The sequence below is a fragment of the Streptomyces alboniger genome (genome assembly GCF_008704395.1).
GTDB classification, from domain to species: domain Bacteria; phylum Actinomycetota; class Actinomycetes; order Streptomycetales; family Streptomycetaceae; genus Streptomyces; species Streptomyces alboniger.
In genome coordinates this window covers 2,891,574-2,908,742 of sequence record NZ_CP023695.1, presented here as the reverse complement: position 1 = coordinate 2,908,742, position 17,169 = coordinate 2,891,574, and the positions used below count along the sequence as shown (strand labels likewise).

15 protein-coding genes and 2 tRNA genes are annotated in these 17,169 nt (G+C 70.4%); 7 read left to right on the top strand and 10 right to left on the bottom strand.

The window, feature by feature from the left end:
• Nucleotides 1–234 precede the first annotated feature (234 nt).
• Nucleotides 235–1,269, top strand: a complete 1,035-nt coding sequence (locus tag CP975_RS12745) for a glycoside hydrolase family 6 protein (protein ID WP_055533982.1) — start codon at nt 235–237, stop codon at nt 1,267–1,269.
• Nucleotides 1,270–1,326: 57 nt separating this feature from the next.
• On the opposite strand, the gene glxA is transcribed toward CP975_RS12745, so the two are convergent.
• The 4 genes from glxA to CP975_RS12725 all read right to left on the bottom strand — a co-directional run bounded on the left by glxA (nt 1,327) and on the right by CP975_RS12725 (nt 6,420).
• On the bottom strand, nt 1,327–3,264 hold the full coding sequence (gene glxA / locus CP975_RS12740; protein WP_055533980.1) for a radical copper oxidase GlxA: 1,938 nt from the start codon (nt 3,262–3,264) through the stop codon (nt 1,327–1,329).
• Nucleotides 3,261–5,252, bottom strand: a complete 1,992-nt coding sequence (locus tag CP975_RS12735; protein WP_150476880.1) for a glycosyltransferase family 2 protein — start codon at nt 5,250–5,252, stop codon at nt 3,261–3,263. The genes glxA and CP975_RS12735 overlap by 4 nt, the downstream gene beginning before the upstream one ends.
• A gap of 322 nt (nt 5,253–5,574) precedes the next feature.
• Entirely contained in the window at nt 5,575–6,267 is a 693-nt protein-coding gene (locus tag CP975_RS12730) for a FadR/GntR family transcriptional regulator (protein ID WP_055531969.1), read from the bottom strand.
• Between the two features lie 79 nt (nt 6,268–6,346).
• Nucleotides 6,347–6,420: transfer RNA gene (locus CP975_RS12725), tRNA-Lys, on the bottom strand.
• Nucleotides 6,421–6,649: 229 nt separating this feature from the next.
• Here CP975_RS12725 and CP975_RS12720 point away from each other — a divergent pair.
• The 6 genes from CP975_RS12720 (at nt 6,650) to CP975_RS12695 (ending at nt 12,788) form a co-directional block, all read left to right on the top strand.
• Nucleotides 6,650–8,059, top strand: coding sequence for a peptidoglycan-binding protein (locus CP975_RS12720; protein ID WP_055531970.1), 1,410 nt, complete (start codon nt 6,650–6,652; stop codon nt 8,057–8,059).
• 165 nt (nt 8,060–8,224) lie between these two features.
• Nucleotides 8,225–9,556, top strand: coding sequence for an SPFH domain-containing protein (locus CP975_RS12715; protein WP_150476878.1), 1,332 nt, complete (start codon nt 8,225–8,227; stop codon nt 9,554–9,556).
• Between the two features lie 209 nt (nt 9,557–9,765).
• Nucleotides 9,766–10,368, top strand: a complete 603-nt coding sequence (locus tag CP975_RS12710; protein WP_055536408.1) for a lytic polysaccharide monooxygenase auxiliary activity family 9 protein — start codon at nt 9,766–9,768, stop codon at nt 10,366–10,368.
• A gap of 101 nt (nt 10,369–10,469) precedes the next feature.
• Complete coding sequence (locus tag CP975_RS12705; protein ID WP_150476877.1) at nt 10,470–11,774, top strand: sensor histidine kinase; 1,305 nt, start codon at nt 10,470–10,472, stop codon at nt 11,772–11,774.
• Nucleotides 11,738–12,412: a LuxR C-terminal-related transcriptional regulator gene (locus tag CP975_RS12700; RefSeq protein WP_055536500.1), complete on the top strand. Its 675-nt coding sequence runs from the start codon at nt 11,738–11,740 to the stop codon at nt 12,410–12,412. Before CP975_RS12705 ends, CP975_RS12700 begins: the two co-directional genes overlap by 37 nt.
• 67 nt (nt 12,413–12,479) lie before the next feature.
• Nucleotides 12,480–12,788 (top strand): hypothetical protein, encoded by a 309-nt coding sequence (locus CP975_RS12695; RefSeq protein ID WP_150476876.1) that lies wholly within the window; start codon nt 12,480–12,482, stop codon nt 12,786–12,788.
• A gap of 41 nt (nt 12,789–12,829) precedes the next feature.
• Here CP975_RS12695 and CP975_RS12690 read toward each other — a convergent pair whose 3' ends face one another.
• From CP975_RS12690 to ehuA, 6 genes are all read right to left on the bottom strand, one after another.
• Nucleotides 12,830–13,474, bottom strand: coding sequence for a response regulator transcription factor (locus CP975_RS12690; RefSeq protein WP_055528054.1), 645 nt, complete (start codon nt 13,472–13,474; stop codon nt 12,830–12,832).
• Nucleotides 13,465–14,610, bottom strand: a complete 1,146-nt coding sequence (locus CP975_RS12685) for a sensor histidine kinase (protein ID WP_246201486.1) — start codon at nt 14,608–14,610, stop codon at nt 13,465–13,467. The genes CP975_RS12690 and CP975_RS12685 overlap by 10 nt, the downstream gene beginning before the upstream one ends.
• Nucleotides 14,611–14,632: 22 nt before the next feature.
• On the bottom strand, nt 14,633–15,298 hold the full coding sequence (locus tag CP975_RS12680; RefSeq protein ID WP_055528053.1) for a DedA family protein: 666 nt from the start codon (nt 15,296–15,298) through the stop codon (nt 14,633–14,635).
• 68 nt (nt 15,299–15,366) lie between these two features.
• Nucleotides 15,367–15,440: transfer RNA gene (locus tag CP975_RS12675), tRNA-Lys, on the bottom strand.
• Between the two features lie 49 nt (nt 15,441–15,489).
• Nucleotides 15,490–16,248: an IclR family transcriptional regulator gene (locus CP975_RS12670; protein ID WP_055528052.1), complete on the bottom strand. Its 759-nt coding sequence runs from the start codon at nt 16,246–16,248 to the stop codon at nt 15,490–15,492.
• 146 nt (nt 16,249–16,394) lie between these two features.
• Entirely contained in the window at nt 16,395–17,165 is a 771-nt protein-coding gene (gene ehuA / locus CP975_RS12665; protein ID WP_425474315.1) for an ectoine/hydroxyectoine ABC transporter ATP-binding protein EhuA, read from the bottom strand.
• Nucleotides 17,166–17,169 lie beyond the last annotated feature (4 nt).

The following is a 17,169-nucleotide window of genomic DNA, read 5'->3' as shown; positions in this document are numbered from 1 at the left end:
GGCTGCGAAGGCCGGGGGCTTGGGCCGTACAGCAGACTCTAGGACGAATGAGCGCCCTCAGGAAGACACGGTCCGGCCTCGCCGAAACGCCCTGCGCCTACCCTTCCGTGGCGTGCGGTAACGCCTCTCGGTAACAGCTCTCCTACAGCTCCTCCCGCACGACGGGCGGCCCTCGTGGGCAGGGTGGGCGTATGTCAGGATTGACATCCGGACAGTGCACCCAAGGGGGAGTGGATGTACCGCAAAGGCACCGGCCGCGGGCATGGTTTCGCGGCCAGGGGGGTGAGGACGGGAGTGGCGCTCGCGGGGGCCGCGCTGCTCCTTTCCGGGTGCTCCTCCTCCGGCGGTGACGCGGAGGACGACACGTCGGGTCAGCCGGTGAAGCAGCAGCCCAAGGACCGGGACCCGTACTGGGTCAACCCGGAGGGGAACGCGGCCAAGCAGGTCGCCGCCTATGAGAAGGACGGCAAGAAGGACGACGCCGAGCTGATCCGGAAGATCGCGGAGCAGCCGGTTCCCGAGTGGATCGTCCCGGAGAACGCGGAGGACCAGGCGCGCGGCTTCACCGAGGCCGCGCAGAAGGCCGACCGCGACGCCCTGTTGGTCCTCTACAACATCCCGCACCGCGACTGCGGCCAGTACTCGGGCGGCGGCGCGGCCGACGGCAACGCGTACCGGACGTTCGTCGACCAGGTCGCCAAGGGCATCGGCGACCGCCGCGCCACGGTGATCCTGGAGCCGGACGCGGTGCTCCACATGGTGGACAACTGCACGCCCGAACAGTTCCACGAGGAGCGGTACGACCTGCTCAAGGGCGCCATCGAGAAGCTCAAGTCCCTGAAGAACACCAAGGTGTACCTGGACGCGGGCAACGCGGGCTGGCAGAACCCCGACTCGCTCTGGGAGCCCCTGAAGCGGTCCGGCGTCGAGCAGGCCGATGGCTTCTCGGTGAACGTCTCGAACTTCCAGACCACCGAGGCCAGTACGGAGTTCGGCAAGAAGCTCTCGGCGAAGATCGGCAACAAGCCGTTCGTCATCGACACCGGGCGCAACGGCAACGGCGCGTACACCAAGGGCAAGGACCCCTGGTGCAACCCGCCGGGCCGGGCGCTCGGCGAGACGCCCACGACCAAGACGGACGATCCGCTGGTCGACGCGTATCTCTGGGTCAAGCGCCCGGGTGAGTCGGACGGCACGTGCCGGGGTGGCCCGAAGGCCGGCGAGTGGTGGCCCGAGTACGCATTGGGCCTCGCCAGGAACGCGGAGTAGCAAGAACGCGGAGTAGCAAGAACGCGGGGTAGCCGGACGCCCCTTACGGGGCTGTCCCTACGGCACGTGGACCCAGCGGGCCTCGCTGGGGGTGCCCTGGTCGTCCGTGACGAAGAGCATGTACCACCCCGACTCGACCAGGCTCCGGTTCTTCGGGACCGTCACGGTGACGGAACCCTTCTCCTTCTTCAGGTCGAGCGCGATCGACGTCTGGTCGATGTCCGTGACGTGCGTGGACGCGCTCGGCCGGATGAGGCGGGCCGTCTTGATGGCCGAGGAGTGCTTGGTCGGGAAGGCCCCCGACTCGCCCCGCTCGATGGTCTTCGGGCCCTTGCCGAGCGTCGGCCGCGAGCCGTGGAAGAGGTACGGCGGCGTGTAGATCTCGATGCGCTGCTCGAACTCGCCCGGCTTGGTGTTGGCCTTGTCGGCGTAGAGCGAGTCGGAGCCGAAGAACATCACGCGGCCGTCGGGCAGCAGGATCGAACCGGAGTGGTAGTTGCGGCCCACCTCGGGGTCGGCCACCCGCCGCATGTCGCCCGTCTTGGCGTCGTAGATCCGCGCCTGGTGGATGTTGGAGTCGCTGCGCCCGCGGTAGTCCTCGGAGCCGCCGGAGATCAGCACGGTGTCGTCCGGCAGCGTCGAGATCTGCGGGTAGCGGGTGCCCTTCTCCAGCGGGGGGCCGTCGACGAACCTCGGCTCGTCCGCCTTCAGGTCGACGATGCGGGTCTTCTCGCTGGACTGCTTGGACTCGCCGACCCCGCCGCCGCCGACCACCATGTACTTCTGGTCCTGGGCGGGCGGCAGCTCGACCGTGCCGGACGTCTCCAGGAGCTTCTGGTCGCTCAGGCCCGGGATGCCCTGCCACTTGTTGGTCCTCAGATCCCAGATGCCGGGCTTGCGGCCCACGTCGTCGGGGCCGTAGCCCGCGTTCGAACCTGAGTAGAAGAGCTTGCCGTCGGCCATCTGGAAGATCGCCGGATACGTCGGGAACTGGCGGATCCCCTTCGTGTACGTCCACTTCTTCGTCTTCGGGTCGTACACCTCGTTCTTGCCCGGCACCAGCTGGCCGATCTCGTCGAGGCCCGAGGTGGAGAGGATCCTGCCGTCGGTGAGCGTGGTCAGCGTGGGGTACCAGCGCGCCTCGTTCATCGGGTCGACCTTGATGTACCGCTCGGCGACCGGGTCGAACTCGAAGCTGTCCTTGATCCCCTGGAAGTCCTTCTTGTCCAGGGCGAGCTTCTGCGCCATGCCGTAGACGTTGCGGGTGTCGGAGCCCTTCAGGCCCTGGACGCGGTAGTTGTCCTGGGTGCCCGTCTCGTACTTGGCGCCGCTCTCGGCCGCCTCCACGTAGACACGGCCGAGGCCCGGCTCGGTGCGCAGGAACCGGCCGGTCTGCTTGTCGAAGACCTTCTTCGCCTTCTCCACCAGGACGCTGTCCTGGGAGACGAACGTCTTGCCGTTCTTCTTGCCCGTGAACTTCGTGCCCGCCGGGATCGTCTTCGGCTCGTCCGGGTCCTCGTTGTGGACGATCATCAGGCCGCCGGCCTTGGTGATGTCGCCCTTCAGCTTCTCGTAGCGCTGGGTGCCGCCCGCGATGAGCAGATTGCCGTTGCCCAGCTGGGTGTGGCCCGTGCAGAACAGGTCGGTGGGCGTCGGGATCTTCTTGATGGTCCCCTTCACCGGGTCCCACAGGCGGGTGTCGAACTTCTTCTTGTCGAAGTTCTTCTGGTTGTTGCCCGACCCGGCGACCAGCAGCACCTTGCCCGTGTGCAGGAGCGCCGCGTGGATCGTGTTCTGGCGGTACTCCTCGGGGAAGTCGATGACTTGCCAGTGGCCGTTGTCCGCCTTGTACTCCGGCCTGTTGATCTTGTAGTCGTGGTACTTCTCGGAGCCCACGCGCCACAGCCACGGTCCGTTCATCCCCGCCAGCGCGAGGACGACCGCCGCGCCTATCGCGATGCGGCGGGCGCGGCGGCGGCTGGAACGGTCGTTCATTTCTTACGTCCCCCAAGGGAAATTTGCATGGTCTGATCGGGCGCCGCCGCCCAGCTGGGCTTGTGCTGCGGTGCGTGCGGTGCGTGCGGCGAGTGCGAGGTGTGCGGCAGTGGCGCGGTGGCGTCACGCTGGTGCGGAACCACCAGGTCCGGCACCGGCGGCTTGGGCTTCTTCCTGTCCTGTCGCATGCCCCAGCGCCACGCGAAGATCGGCGCCGCCGTGATCAGCAGGGCGAACGTCGCCCAGGTGATCATCGCGGGGTGGGCGTGGTCGTACACGAAGGCGGCGGCCATCGAACCGCCGAAGACCAGGATGAAGAACAGGTGGATCCGGAACGTCCCGAACAGCGTGTCCGGGCTCGCCGAGTCTCCCTTGGGCGTCACCACGAACTTGCTCTTGCGGCGCAGGGCGGCGTCGAGCAGTGAGCGCGCGTAGATCGGCGCCGAGAGCGCCGACATCACCATGCCCGCCACACCGCCGGAGCCCTCGGGCTCGTGCGGGGAGACGTTGTGCCGGCGGTTCCAGATGTAGAGGCCGATCTGGAGCGCGGAGGCGTTGCCGTACAGCATCAGCCAGATGGTCGGGTCGATGTTCACGCCGGACGCCCCGAGACCCAGGAACAGCGCGCAGCTCAGCGCGGCCAGGATCCAGTTCATGGCGGACATGGGGTAGAAGATGACCATCATGGTGTAGTTGAAGAGACGGCCGGGGGGCAGCGAGAACGGTGCCTTCCAGAACTGCTTGAGGATCGTCTCGTACGTCCCGCGCGACCAGCGCAGCTGCTGTGTGAAGAAGTCCGTCCAGGCGTTGGGGCCCTCGCCGACCGCGAGCACGTCCGGGGTGTAGACCGACTTCCACTTCTTGCCGGTCGTGGGGTTCGTCGCCCGGTGGATCTCGAAGCCCGTCGCCATGTCCTCGGTGATCGAGTCGTACAGACCGCCGATCTGCTTGAGGGCCTTGATGCGCACGGCGTTGCTCGTACCGACGAACATCGGCGCGCCGTAGGCGTTGCCCGCCCGCTGGATCAGCGCGTGGAAGAGGAACTGCTGCGACTCGGCGGCCTTGGTGACGAAGTTGTCGTAGTTGCCGTAGACCTGCGGGCCGATGACGAAGCCCACGTTCTCGTCCCGGAAGAAGCCGAGCATGCGCTCCAGGTAGTTCGGCATCGGGATGTGGTCGGTGTCCACGGAGGCGAAGTAGTCGTAGTCGTCGCCGTGCGCGTCCAGCCAGGCGTTGTAGTTGCCGTGCTTGGTCTTGGCGCGGTGCGGGCCCTTGGCCATGTTCCACTTCGCGACGCCCTTGCGGGAGAAGTGGTGGACGCCGAGCCGCAGGCAGACCTCCTTGACCTCCGGGTCGTCACCCTCGTCGAGGAGCCAGACGTGCATCAGACCGCGGTGACGGATCTTGACCGCGGCCTCCAGCGTCTTCGTCACCATCTCGATCGGCTCCTTGCCGGGCACGAACGAGGTGAGGAAGGCGACCCTGGTGCCGGTCTCGGGCACCACGGGTATCGGGTCACGGGCCACCAGCGTCGCGTGCGCGTTGGAGAGCACGTTCATACAGCGGAAGAACTCGATCAGGCCGATCGAGACGAGCATGACGACGTCGAGTACCGGCAGCCACTCGTTCGCGACGTAGTCCCGCTCCGTCCAGTGCTCGGGCTGGAGCAGCCAGCCGAGCAGGACGAGTGAGAGCAGAGGGGCCGCGCCCAGCATCAGCGCGGCCCGTACCTTGTGCGGCTCCTGCGAGAGCAGCGAGCGGTACCGCACCTTGTAGGGCTTGCCCGGGTCGGGCTGGGTCAGCGGACCGGCGAGGCGGCTGTAATGCTCGTAGTCGTACCGCGGCAGGGTCTTCTTGATCCGGCGGAAACCGCCCGTCGTGTGCGAGGGCACCCGCAGCTGAGTCGTCTGGGACGGGTCGGTCGTCCGCGCCGGGCCGTTCGTGTGTGACGGGTCGTTCTGCCGCGCGCCCGTCGGCGTCGACGTCATGAGTCATCCCCCCGCACGCGGTCGCCCGCGTGTTCTTAGGTCGTTCCGTCCGCCCCGGATCCCCCTCGACCCTCACGAACGCATCAGTGCCAGGCCACCGTCCCCTTAGACATGGAACGACAACCTTCCGGTTGCATGATGCCCCCCTCGACATCGCTTCATGAACGGGGACCCCCATCCCTGCCCCGCCGCGGACCGCGCGAGCCCCCAACTGCCCGGAATCGTCCGCCTCATGAGAGCCACTGGCTCCAGGACAGGGTTCTACGCCCTACAGCATGATCGCAAGAGCGATACAAGGCGTTTACCGGTCATATGAGCGATTTTAGGTGTCTGTTGGGACAGGTGAGCCCAAACGCGTTCGAATATTGCCGAAGTGTTCCCGTATGGCCTGCTCGGCCCGCACGGCGTCCCCCGAGCGCACCGCCTCCAGGATCTCGCGGTGCTGGCGGCAGGTGACCTTGGGATCCTGCGGTACGTCCACCAGATCGGTGCGGACCTTGTGGAAGGCATCCCAGAACGCCTCGAGGACCTCGCCGAGGAGGAGGTTGCCGAGGCCGCGGTAGAGCGCGGCGTGAAACGCGCGGTCGGTCTCGGCGCGCACGGCGCGTTCCGGGGAGGCGGCCTCGGCGTCCATGCGGTCCACCAGGGCGTCCAGCTCGGCGAGGTCGGCCTTCGGGACCCGGCCGGCGAGGCGCGCGATCAGCCCGGTCTCCACCGCTTCGCGCAGCTCCAGGAGCTGGAGCAGGCTGTCCTCGCCGCGGTAGTGGCCGGCGACGGTGCGGAAGGTGAGGCCCTCGATCATCGGCGCGACCGACATCGGCCCGACGTACGTACCGAAACCGTGCCGGATCTCCACGATCCCCATGGCCTGGAGCGCCTTCAGCGCTTCCCGCACGGAGTTCCTGCTGACACCCAGGCGCTCCATCAGCTCGGGCTCGGTGGGGAGCGAGGCCCCGGAGGGCAGCCGGGAATCGATGATGAGCTTCTTGATCCGCTCCTGGATGTCGCGCGCCATGGCGCAACCGTAGCGGTACGTCGACCTTGCGTGAGCACGACGAAGGCCCCCCGCGTGAACGGAGGGCCTTCGCTGTCTGTGCGCCGCCAGGGACTCGAACCCCGGACCCGCTGATTAAGAGTCAGCTGCTCTAACCAACTGAGCTAGCGGCGCGTGCTGACCTGGATAACTCTACCGGATGTCCGGGGGTGCCTCTGACCACCGGGTGCCGCCCGGGGTGCCTGCCGGGCGCCGCCCGTGCCTAGCGAGGCGCGCGCCGTGAGGTGCCGCGGGGGCCGGATACATCATTCGGACCGTCAACATGCGGTATCACCGGACAGTTGAGAAACTGACGGACGTGCAGATGCGCGGACTTTCTTTTCAGGGGTGTGAGGGGAATCGCATGGAGGACGCTCCGGTATTCGAGGAATTCGACCCCGAGAGCGACTGCGACTGCCCCGGCTGTATTCACTGGCGGCGCTCGATGGCGCACGCGCTGCCGTTGCGCCTCGGGGGCCATCCGGCGGCGCACGGCACGCGGCGCGCCCTGGTCCTCGCGGCGGCGGCCGGTACGGTGCTCGGCGGTCAGAGTCTGCCGGCGGTGGCCGCGGGCGGTGTGGCGTCGGGTGGGGTGGCGTCCGGTGGGGTGACTTCGGCTGGGTCGGCTTCGGGGGGAGTCGCTTCGGTCGAGGTGGGGGGCCATTCATCGGCCCGGCGGGCCGATCCCCGCCCGGCGAGCGACGGGCCGGGCACGCCGCAGGGCAGCGCGAGCCCGCTGCACGGCGGCGCGGGCGTCCCGGCGGCTTCGACGTACCGCTCCATCACCCGGACGGCGATCATCGAGCGGGCCATGACGTGGATCACCGCGAAGGTGCCGTACAGCATGGAGAAGTACTGGACCGACGGTTACCGGCAGGACTGCTCGGGCTTTGTCTCGATGGCCTGGAACCTGTCCGGCAACGAATGGACGGGCAGCCTCGACAAGTACGGGGTGCCCATTACCAAGGACCAGCTCCAGCCCGGCGACATTCTCCTCTTCCATAATCCGGCGAACCCCACCAAGGGATCGCACGTGACGATTTTCGGGGGCTGGACGGACTCCACGCGCGCGCAATACGTGGCGTACGAACAGGCTCCCCCGCATGCCCGCAAACAGGCGACTCCCTATGCCTACTGGGAGAATGCGGACCGCTATGTGGCCTATCGCTTCAAGGGAGTGGAGGAGGCGCCCGTCGCCGGCTCGGGCTCCTCGGTGACGCGGTATCCGGGGGCGCGGTCCTTTGGCCCCGGGGCGAACAACAAGTACGTGACGCAGCTGGGCAAGGCCCTGGTCGCCCGCGGCGGCAAGCGCTTCTACCGGACGGGTCCGGGACCGCTGTGGACGGACGCGGACCGCAGGGCCACACAGGCGTTCCAGCTGGCGCAGGGCTGGCGGGGCACCGCCGCGGACGGCCTGCCGGGCCCGACGACGTGGTCGTACCTGATGAAGGGGACGGGGCGGAACATCCCCCGGGCCGGCACGGGCCCCGGCGCGGGCCCCGGCGCGGGGCCTGTCACGGGCGCCGAGCAGGGGGCGCCCGGCTACCCCGGCCGGGGTGTCTTCCGCCCCGGCCAGTCGCACGCGGCGATCGAGCGCCTCGGCAGGCAACTGGTGAGGAAGGGTTTCGGCAAGCACTACGCGCGGGGCCCCGGCCCGCGCTGGACCGAGAGCGACCGCCGGAACGTGGAGGCGTTCCAGCGCGCCCAGGGCTGGCGGGGCGCGGCGGCGGACGGCTACCCGGGGCCGGAGACGTGGCGGCGGTTGTTCCGGTGAGGGGGTGGCTGGGTGTGGTGCGGGCGTGGGGGGTGCTGCACGCCGAATGAGACCGAGCCACGAACCAGACCGAGTCACGAATGAGACCGAGTTACCAATCAGGCCGAGTGACGAATCAGGCCGAGTCGCGAAAGAGACCGAGGCACGAATGAGGCGGAGGCACGAATGAGTGCGACGGCAGCTTCACAGCCACAGTCCCCGCAGCCCGGCGGGGCGCCCGAGCCGGCCGCCGCGCGGCCGCCGCGGGTGATCCAGAGCGAGGCCACCACCGAGATCCCCGTCCACCTCCTCTTCCGTGACGACCCGGAGGACGCGGCGGGCGTTCCCCTGCCGCCCGCCGTGGTGCGGCGCAGACAGGGCACGGGGGAGCAGCCCCGCGCGACGCGACGGCCCGCGACCGCTACCGCGTCCGCGACTGCATCCGGGTCCGCCGTGCTCGCCGCCCCCGCCGAGGCCACGGCGCACCCCGTGCCCGAAGTCGACCCCGCCCTCGTCGAGCGGCGGGCCCGGGTGCTGCCCGGCCTCGCCGGGGTGCTCGGCGGGTGCGCGGGTGTCGCGGGGTGCGCGCTCTCGCTGTGGTGGGCGGGGGCGCTGCCCGAGCCCTTGCTGCGCCTGGCCGCGCCGCCCGGCTACGGGGGCGGGTACCCGTACGCGTACCCGGGCGCGTACGGCTACGGGTACGGGGGTGTCGGGCTCGGAGCCGCGCAGTGGGTCTCGCTCGCCGCTTCGGGGGCGCTCGCCCTCTTCGGGTTCGGCGGGCTGGCGCGGGGGAGGGTCGGCAGGGCGTGGGTGCTCAGCCTCTTCGGCCGTTACCGCGGCACCGTCCGCCGCACCGGCCTCATGTGGGTGAACCCCCTGCTGCTGCGTCGCCGCGTCGATGTGCGCCTGCGGCACTGGAGGAGCGAGCCGATGCCCGCCGTGGACCGCGCGGGGGTCGCGCTCCGCGTCGTCGTCCTCGTCGTATGGCGGGTCAAGGACGCCGCGAAGGCGACGCTCGCGGTGGAGGATTACCAGGAGTATCTGCGGGAGTGCGTGGAGGCGACGACGGCCCGCGTGCTGTCGCGGCTGCCCGCCGACGCGTTCCACGACGACACCCCCGGCTCGGGCGACACCCCCGGCTCGGGCGACACCCCCGGCGTGGGCGCCGCCTCCACCCCGGGCGATGCTCCCACCTTGCGCGACGCCGACGCCGTCGCCGCGGCCCTGACCCGGACGCTCGCGGCCGACGCGGAGGCGGTCGGCATCGAGGTCTTCTCGGCCCAGCCGACCCGCATCGAGTACGCGCCCGAGCTGGCCGCCGCGATGCAGCGCCGCCGGGTCGCGGCGATCGACGCGCGGCACCGCGACACCGTCCTGACCTCCGTGGTCGACTCGGTCGAGGACACCGTGACGCGGCTGACCACGAGGGGCCTCGTGGAACTGGACGACTACGAGCGCAAGGCGTTGGTGAAGGACCTGACGGTGGCGTTCTACACGGGCCACGGAGAGCGCCAGTAGGCGCAAGTAAACGCCGGTATGCGCCGGGGGCCCCGGCAGGGCGGTCGCGCCCCACGGTGAACACCCGCGAAAGACCACCGGACGAGGCGGGGCGATCCCCTCCCCGCTTGGTATGGACATGTTCAACTAACGCCAATAATCTGAGACTTGGTCTAGACCGCAGTGCGCGCACGTCCCACGGAACCCCCACGTTCGGTCAGGAGCGGCACATGCGAAACAAGAAGATGTACGCGGCCATGGTCGGCCTCACCACGGTCGGCGCGTTCGCGCTCTCCGCCGGTGGCGCCAGCAGCCACGGATACACGGATCTGCCGGCCAGTCGTCAGATCAACTGCGCCAAGGGCGTGGTGACCAACTGCGGTTCCATACAGTACGAACCGCAGAGCGTCGAGGGCCCCAAGGGCTTCCCGGCGGGCGGCCCCGCGGACGGCAAGATCTGTTCGGCGGGCATAGCCGGCTTCAACCAGCTCAACTCGCCCCGGACACCAGGGGGCGGGGCCTGGCCCACGACTTCGGTGAGCGGCGGCCAGAACTACACGTTCCGCTGGCAGTTCACCGCGCGCCACCGCACCACGGACTTCAAGTACTACATCACCAAGCAGGGTTGGGACGACAGCAAGCCGGTGACCAGGGCCGCCCTGGACACCACGCCGTTCCTCAGCGTTCCGTACAACAGTCAGCAGCCACCCGCGACCCTCTCGCACAGCGGCACCATCCCCGGCGGCCGCAGCGGGCACCACGTGATCGTCGCGGTCTGGACGATCGCGGACACGGCGAACGCGTTCTACGCCTGCTCGGACGTCAAGTTCTGAGTGCTCTCCCAGGAACTTCCCCCCACCTCGCGGGCAGGACCCGCGTACGCCGTGCACGATCTCGCGGCGTACGCGGGGCACCCCCGCCTACCGTAGAAGCCATGCCCCAGCACAGCGTATGGACCGAGCTGGCGCGGCGGCGGTATCTGACAAGCACCGCGCCGTGGCGCAGCGGCGCGTACCTGCTGGGCGGGGCCCTCCTCGGCGCCCTCACCTTGGTGGTGGGCCTCGCCCTGACCGCCGTGGGCGCCGCGCTCACCCTCGTACTCGTCGGGCTCCCCCTCCTCGCCGCCCTTCCCCTCACCGGCATCCCCGTCGCCGCCCTCGAACGCCGCCGCCTGCTGCTCGTCGACCCCGCCCCCGCCCCCTCTCCCCACCGCACCCCCAAAGCCCCCGGCATCCCGGCCTGGTTCCGGCTCCGCCTGAAAGAGCAGGCCACCTGGCGCGAACTCGCCTACACCGTCCTGTTCGCCCTCGTCCTGTGGCTCCTGGACCTCACCGTCCTGGCCTGCACCGTCGCCTTCCCCGCCCTCCTCGTCGCCGCCCCCGCCCACCTCGCCGCCGTCGGCGGTCCCGGCAACGGCATCCGCCCCGCCAAGCTGTGGCTCGTCGACGCCTACCCGGCGGCCGGCGCCACCGCGCTCCTCGGCCTGGCACTGCTTCTCGTACTGGCCCACCCCCTCGGCGCCTACGCCGCCGCCCGCGCCGTGTTCGCCCGCCTCCTGCTCTCCCCGCGCGACTCCGAACTCGCCGCGGGCCTCGCCGAGGTCACCCGCTCCAGGGCCCGCCTCGTCGACGCCTTCGAGGCCGAGCGGCGCCGCATCGAACGCGACTTGCACGACGGCGCGCAGCAACGGCTGGTCGCGCTCACGATGAGCCTGGGTCTCGCCCGGCTCGACGCCGCCCCCGGCAGTGCCCTCGCCGACAGGCTGGCCACCGCCCACGACGAGGCGGGCCGCGTCCTCGCCGAGCTGCGCGAGCTGATCCACGGCATCCACCCGCAGGTTCTCGCCGACTACGGCCTGGCCGCGGCCATCGAGGACGTGGCGGACCGCTGCCCCGTACCCGTGGAGACGGCCGGCGTCCGACTGCCGCGCCTGCCCGAAACCGTGGAGTCCGCCGGGTACTTCGCCGTCCGCGAGGCACTCGCCAACGTCGGCAAGCACAGCGGCGCGACCCGGGTCCGCATCACCGCCGCCCACACGGACGGCGCCCTCCGCGTCGACGTGTGCGACGACGGCCGCGGCGGCGCCGACCCCGACCGCGGTACGGGGCTCACCGGCCTCGCCGACCGCCTCGCCGTCCTCGATGGCACACTGACGGTCACCAGCCCCCAGGGCGGCCCGACCACCCTGTCCGTGGAGATCCCGTGCGAACCCCAAGCCCAGTCCGCCCGCGAAGCCTGAGAGTTGTCCTCGCCGAGGACAGCGTGCTGCTGCGCGAGGGTCTGATCGGCGTCCTCGGCCGCTTCGGGCACGAGACGGTCGCCGCGGTCGGCGACGCGGACGCGCTGCGGGACGCCGTGTCGGCGTACGAACCGGACATCGTCGTCACCGATGTGCGGATGCCGCCCGGTTTCCAGGACGAGGGGCTGCGGGCGGCGGTCGCGCTCAGGGCGGAGCGGCCGACGCTGCCGGTGCTCGTACTGAGCCAGTACGTGCAACGGTCGTACGCCGCCGAGCTGCTGGACACCGGCGACGGCACCGGCGTCGGCTATCTGCTCAAGGACCGCGTGGGACAGGTCGAGCAGTTCGTCGAGGGGCTCGTGCGGGTCGCGGAGGGAGGGACGGTCGTCGATCCGGAAGTCGTACGGCAGTTGCTGCGGCGGCGACGCGATCCGCTGGGGCTGCTGACGCCGCGCGAGCGCGAGGTGCTCGCGCTGGTCGCCGAGGGCAGGTCGAACGCGGCGATCGCCGACGAACTGGTCATCTCGGAAGCGGCCGTGGGAAAGCACATCGGGAACGTCCTCGGGAAGCTGAACCTCCCTCCGGCGGCCGGAACCCACCGCAGGGTGCTCGCGGTCCTCGCCTATCTGCGGGGGTGAGGGATCCGTGGTGAACGCACACAAGTCTCCGCCCCCCCGCTCGCGTGAGCGATTACGATCCACAACCATGAGCACGCCCGACCAGCCCGACACCCCGGGCAGCGACACCCCGCCCCCCGGCCCCACCCCTGCCGCCCGCGCCCGCCGCGCCCGCATCGCGGCGGCCTCGTTGCTGATGGCCGCGGCGGCCGTGGTCCTCGCGCTGCGTCTGGCGAGCCGGTCGTCCGTGCTGGTCGTCGGGGTGTACGGGCTGCTGCTCATCCTGTGCGGCGGTGTGATCGAGCTGAGCCGCCGCGGCCGGACCAGGCTCGGCACCTGGCTCCTGGCCGCGGGGCTCGCGGCGGCGCTGGTCATGGACGGGGTCGTATTGTCGTAGCCGCTCGCGCCACCCGGCCCCTCAGGACTCCAAGTACCCCCTCAGGACTCCAAGTACCGCAGAACCGCCAGCACTCGCCTGCTGTACCCCTCGGTCCGGGACAGACCCAGCTTGTCGAAGATCGCGTTGAGGTTCTTCTCCACCGCGCTCAGCGAGATGTGCAGCTTCTGCCCGATCGCCGCGTTGGTGTGGCCCTCCGCGAGTGCCTCTAGGACGGTCCGCTCGCGTGGGGTGAGGCGGGTCAGCGGGTCGCTGTGCGTGGTGCGGATCAGCAACTGCCGTACGACCTCGGGGTCGATGGCGGCACCGCCCGCATGCACCCGCTCCAGCGCCTCCAGGAACTCCTCGACCTGCGCGACCCGGTCCTTGAGGAGGTAGCCGACCCGTTCGGCGCTCGAAGTGAGCAGCTGCGTCGCGTAGTTGCGCTCCACGTACTGGGAGAGGACGAGTACGCCGATCTCGGGGCGCCGCTCGCGGATCCGCACCGCGGCGCGCAGGCCCCCGTCGGTGTGGTCCGGCGGCATGCGGATGTCGGTGACGACGACGTCCGGCGCCCTCGCCTCGACCTCCGCGAGCAGCGCTTCGGCGTCGCCCACGGCGGCGAGGACCTCGTGGCCCTCCTCGGCGAGCAGCCGGACCAGGCCCTCCCGCAGCAGGGTCGAGTCCTCGGCGAGGATTACGCGCACGGCAGCTCCGCGGTGATGGTGGTGGGTCCCCCGAGGGGGCTGTCGACGTGCAGTGTGCCGTCGAGCGCGGCGACCCGGCTGCGCAGGCCGGTCAGGCCGCTGCCGGCGGGATCGGCGCCGCCGGTTCCGCTGTCCCGGACGAGCACGGTCAGGCGGGCCCCGCTCGCAGTGACGCGTACGGAGACCTCCTCGGCCGAGGAGTGCTTGGCGGCGTTGGTCACGGCCTCCGACACGACGAAGTAGGCGGCGGTCTCGACGGTGGACGGCAGCGGATCCGGTACGTCGTACTCCATGCGTACGGGAAGGGCGCACCGCTCCGACACGCCGCCCAGCGCCTCGCGCAGGCCGAGGTGGTCGAGGGCGCTTGGGTAGATCCGCCAGGCCACTTCGCGCAGTTCGGTGAGGACTTCCCGGGCTTCCTTGTGGGCCTGCTCCAGGAGTGCGTCGGCCCGTTCCGGAGTGCGGCCGCGGCGGGCCCGGCCGAGCAGCATGGCGAGGGCGACGAGCCGTTGCTGGACGCCGTCGTGCAGGTCGCGCTCGACGCGGCGCCGCTCGTCGTCGACGGCGCGGACGACGGCGGCGCGGCTGGTGGCCAGTTCGTCGATGCGCCGCTGCATCAGTTCCCGCTCGGAGGGGCCGAAGCACTCGCGGGCGAGCCGGGCGTCCTGGTCGGTGAGCGCGCGCAGCCCCTGCACGGCGAGGAAGAGCAGGGTGCCGCCGAGGACGACCTGGCTGACGACGTCCACCCAGGTCATCGAGGAGTGGGTGGCGAGCGAGACCGCGAAGATCCCCGCGAGGACCGCGCCGAAGTCGACGAGGCCGACCACGACACCGCAGAGCAGCCCGGAGTACGTACGGGCCGCGAGGTAGCGCAGGATCTGCTGGTCGGAGGCGTGGTGCTCGGGGAACGTGTCGTGGAAGAAGACGGACCGGCGCCGCCGCTCCAGACCGGTGAGCCTGCGCGCGCCCGAGGCGAGCAGCGCGTGGGCGCGGCCCCGGGTGGACGGCGAGAGCAGGAAGGCGCCGAGGGCGGCCCCGGCGACGAGGAAGTAGACGAGTCCGAGCAGGGCGGTGAGGCAGCCGATGAGGACGCCGAGGACCCTCAGCAGGAACGGGGCGGCCACGGGTTCCTTCACGCCGTCCGACACTAGCCGACCCCTATCCGGCGCGGCGGTGGCGGGCCCCGGCGTCGGCCTCGGGCCGGTTGCGCGACCTCACCCGCACCACCACGTACGCGGCGACGGCCACGACGACGAGCACCAGGACGGCCTTGGAGAGGAGCCCCACGTATGTCTCGACCGCGTCCCACTGGTCGCCCAGCCAGTAGCCGGCCAGGACGAGCACGGAGTTCCAGATCAGGCTGCCGAGCGTGGTCAGGGCGAGGAAGACCGGCAGCCGCATCCGCTCCACACCGGCGGGTACGGAGATCAGGCTCCGGAAGATCGGCACCATCCGGCCGAGGAGGACGGCCTTCGTGCCGTGCTTGGCGAACCACGCCTCGGTGCGCTCCAGGTCGGACGCCTTGACCAGCGGCAGCTTGCCCCACAGGGCGTGCACGCGCTCGCGCCCGAAGAGGACGCCGATCCGGTAGAGGGCGGCCGCGCCCACCACCGAGCCGAGCGTGGTCCAGAACAGCGCGGAGAACAGGCTGATCACGCCCTGCCCGGCGGCGAAGCCGGTCAGCGGCAGGATCACCTCGCTGGGCAGGGGCGGGAAGAGGTTCTCCAGGGCGATGGCGAGCCCGGCGCCGGGGCCGCCGAGGGTGTCGACGAGGTCGGCGGCCCAGCCCGCGTTTTCCGCACGCCAAGGTGCGGTGATACGCACGCCAAGGTGCGGTGCTACGCGAAAGGGCGTCCCCGGAAGACCGGGAACGCCCTTTCGGCATTCGCAAGTGCGCCGCCAGGGACTCGAACCCCGGACCCGCTGATTAAGAGTCAGCTGCTCTAACCAACTGAGCTAGCGGCGCCTGCTGACTCGTAAATAATACCTGGTCCCGAAGGGTGCTTCGAACCGGACTAGATCGCGAGGGACAGCAAGACCCGTCCCGCCCCGCGATTCAACGTGTCCGCCGCCTCCCGCAGCCGGTGCGCGTGCTCCACCGGCAGGGACAGCGCGAGGCACCCGACCGAGGAACCGGCGGTGATCGGGACGGCCGCGCAGACCGTGCCGACCGCGTACTCCTGGAGGTCGAGGACCGGGACCGTGGCGGGCTGGGCCGCGAGGCGGTTGAGCAGGACGCGTTCGTTGGTGATCGTGCGCGAGGTGAGGCGGGCCATCTTGTGGCGGGAGAGGTGGTCGCGGCGGCCGTTCACGTCGAGCTGGGTGAGCAGGCTCTTGCCGATGGCGCTGGCGTGGGCGGAGGAGCGGAAGTCCACCCATTCGTTGACCGCGGGGGTGCGGGGCCCGGCGGCGAAGTCGGTGACGCGGACCTCGCCGTCCACGTAGCGGCTGATGTAGACCGCGGCGCCGATGGAGTCGCGCAGACCGTCCAGGGTGCGCTGGAGCTTCTCGCGCAGCGCCTCGTCGCGGCGGTGGGCCGAGCCGAGGCGGCTCAGGGACTCCCCCGCGGTGTACGTCCCGTCGGCGGTCTGCTCGACGTACCCCTCGCGGCGCAGCGTGCGGAGCAGGGGTGCGAGGCGGGTCGCGGGCAGACGGGCCTCGCGGGCGAGTCCGGCGGTGGTGACGCCCGAGCCGTGCCGGGTGACGATTTCGAGCACCCGCAGGGCGCTCTGGACGGAGTCGTGCGGCGCGGTCGCCTTGTGCTTCAACGCCACGGCTTCCCCCTGCGTGGAACGGTTCCGGACAGTCGGGCTCGCCCCACGATAGCCGTCAAGTGGTGCATAGGGAGAGGATGTTGACCACATTGGTGGCGCGCTCCGGCCCTGTCAGCAGGAACGCGCCACCTTGGCATATGCCAGCGTCACAGCACCGCGCTGAGGAACTCACGGGTCCGTTCGTGCTCGGGCTCGGTGAAGATCTTCTCCGGGGAGCCGGACTCGATGACCCGGCCCGAATCGAACATGAGCACCTGGTCCGAGATGTCCCGGGCGAAGTTCATCTCGTGGGTCACGCAGAGCATCGTGATGTCCGTGGTGTGCGCGATGTCGCGGAGCACGTCCAGGACGCCCGCCACCAGCTCCGGGTCGAGCGCGGACGTCACCTCGTCGAGCAGCAGGACCTGCGGCCGCATCGCCAGGGCGCGCGCGATGGCGACCCGCTGCTGCTGGCCGCCCGAGAGCTGCGAGGGGTACGCGTCGCAGCGGTCGCCGAGGCCGACCAGGTCGAGCAGCTCGCGGCCGCGCTGCTCCGCCTCGTCCCTGGACAGGCCGAGGACGCTGACGGGCGCCTCGGTGATGTTCCTGAGCACCTTCATGTTCGGGAAGAGGTTGAACTGCTGGAAGACCATCCCGATGTTCTTGCGGACCTCGCGTACGTGCTTCTCGCCGGCCGGGACGAGCTTGCCGTTCCTCTCCTCGTGCGTGAGGTAGTCGGCGCCCACCTTGATGGTGCCCTCGTCGGGCCTCACCAGCGTCATGAGGAGCCGCAGGATCGTGGTCTTCCCGGATCCGGAGGGGCCGATCAGCGTCACGTGCTTACCGGAGGCGACGGAGAAGTCCAGCTCGTCCAGGACGGTGTTCGAGCCGTAGCGCTTGACGACCTTGTCGAAGCGGATCAGCTCGCTGCCGTCCACGGCC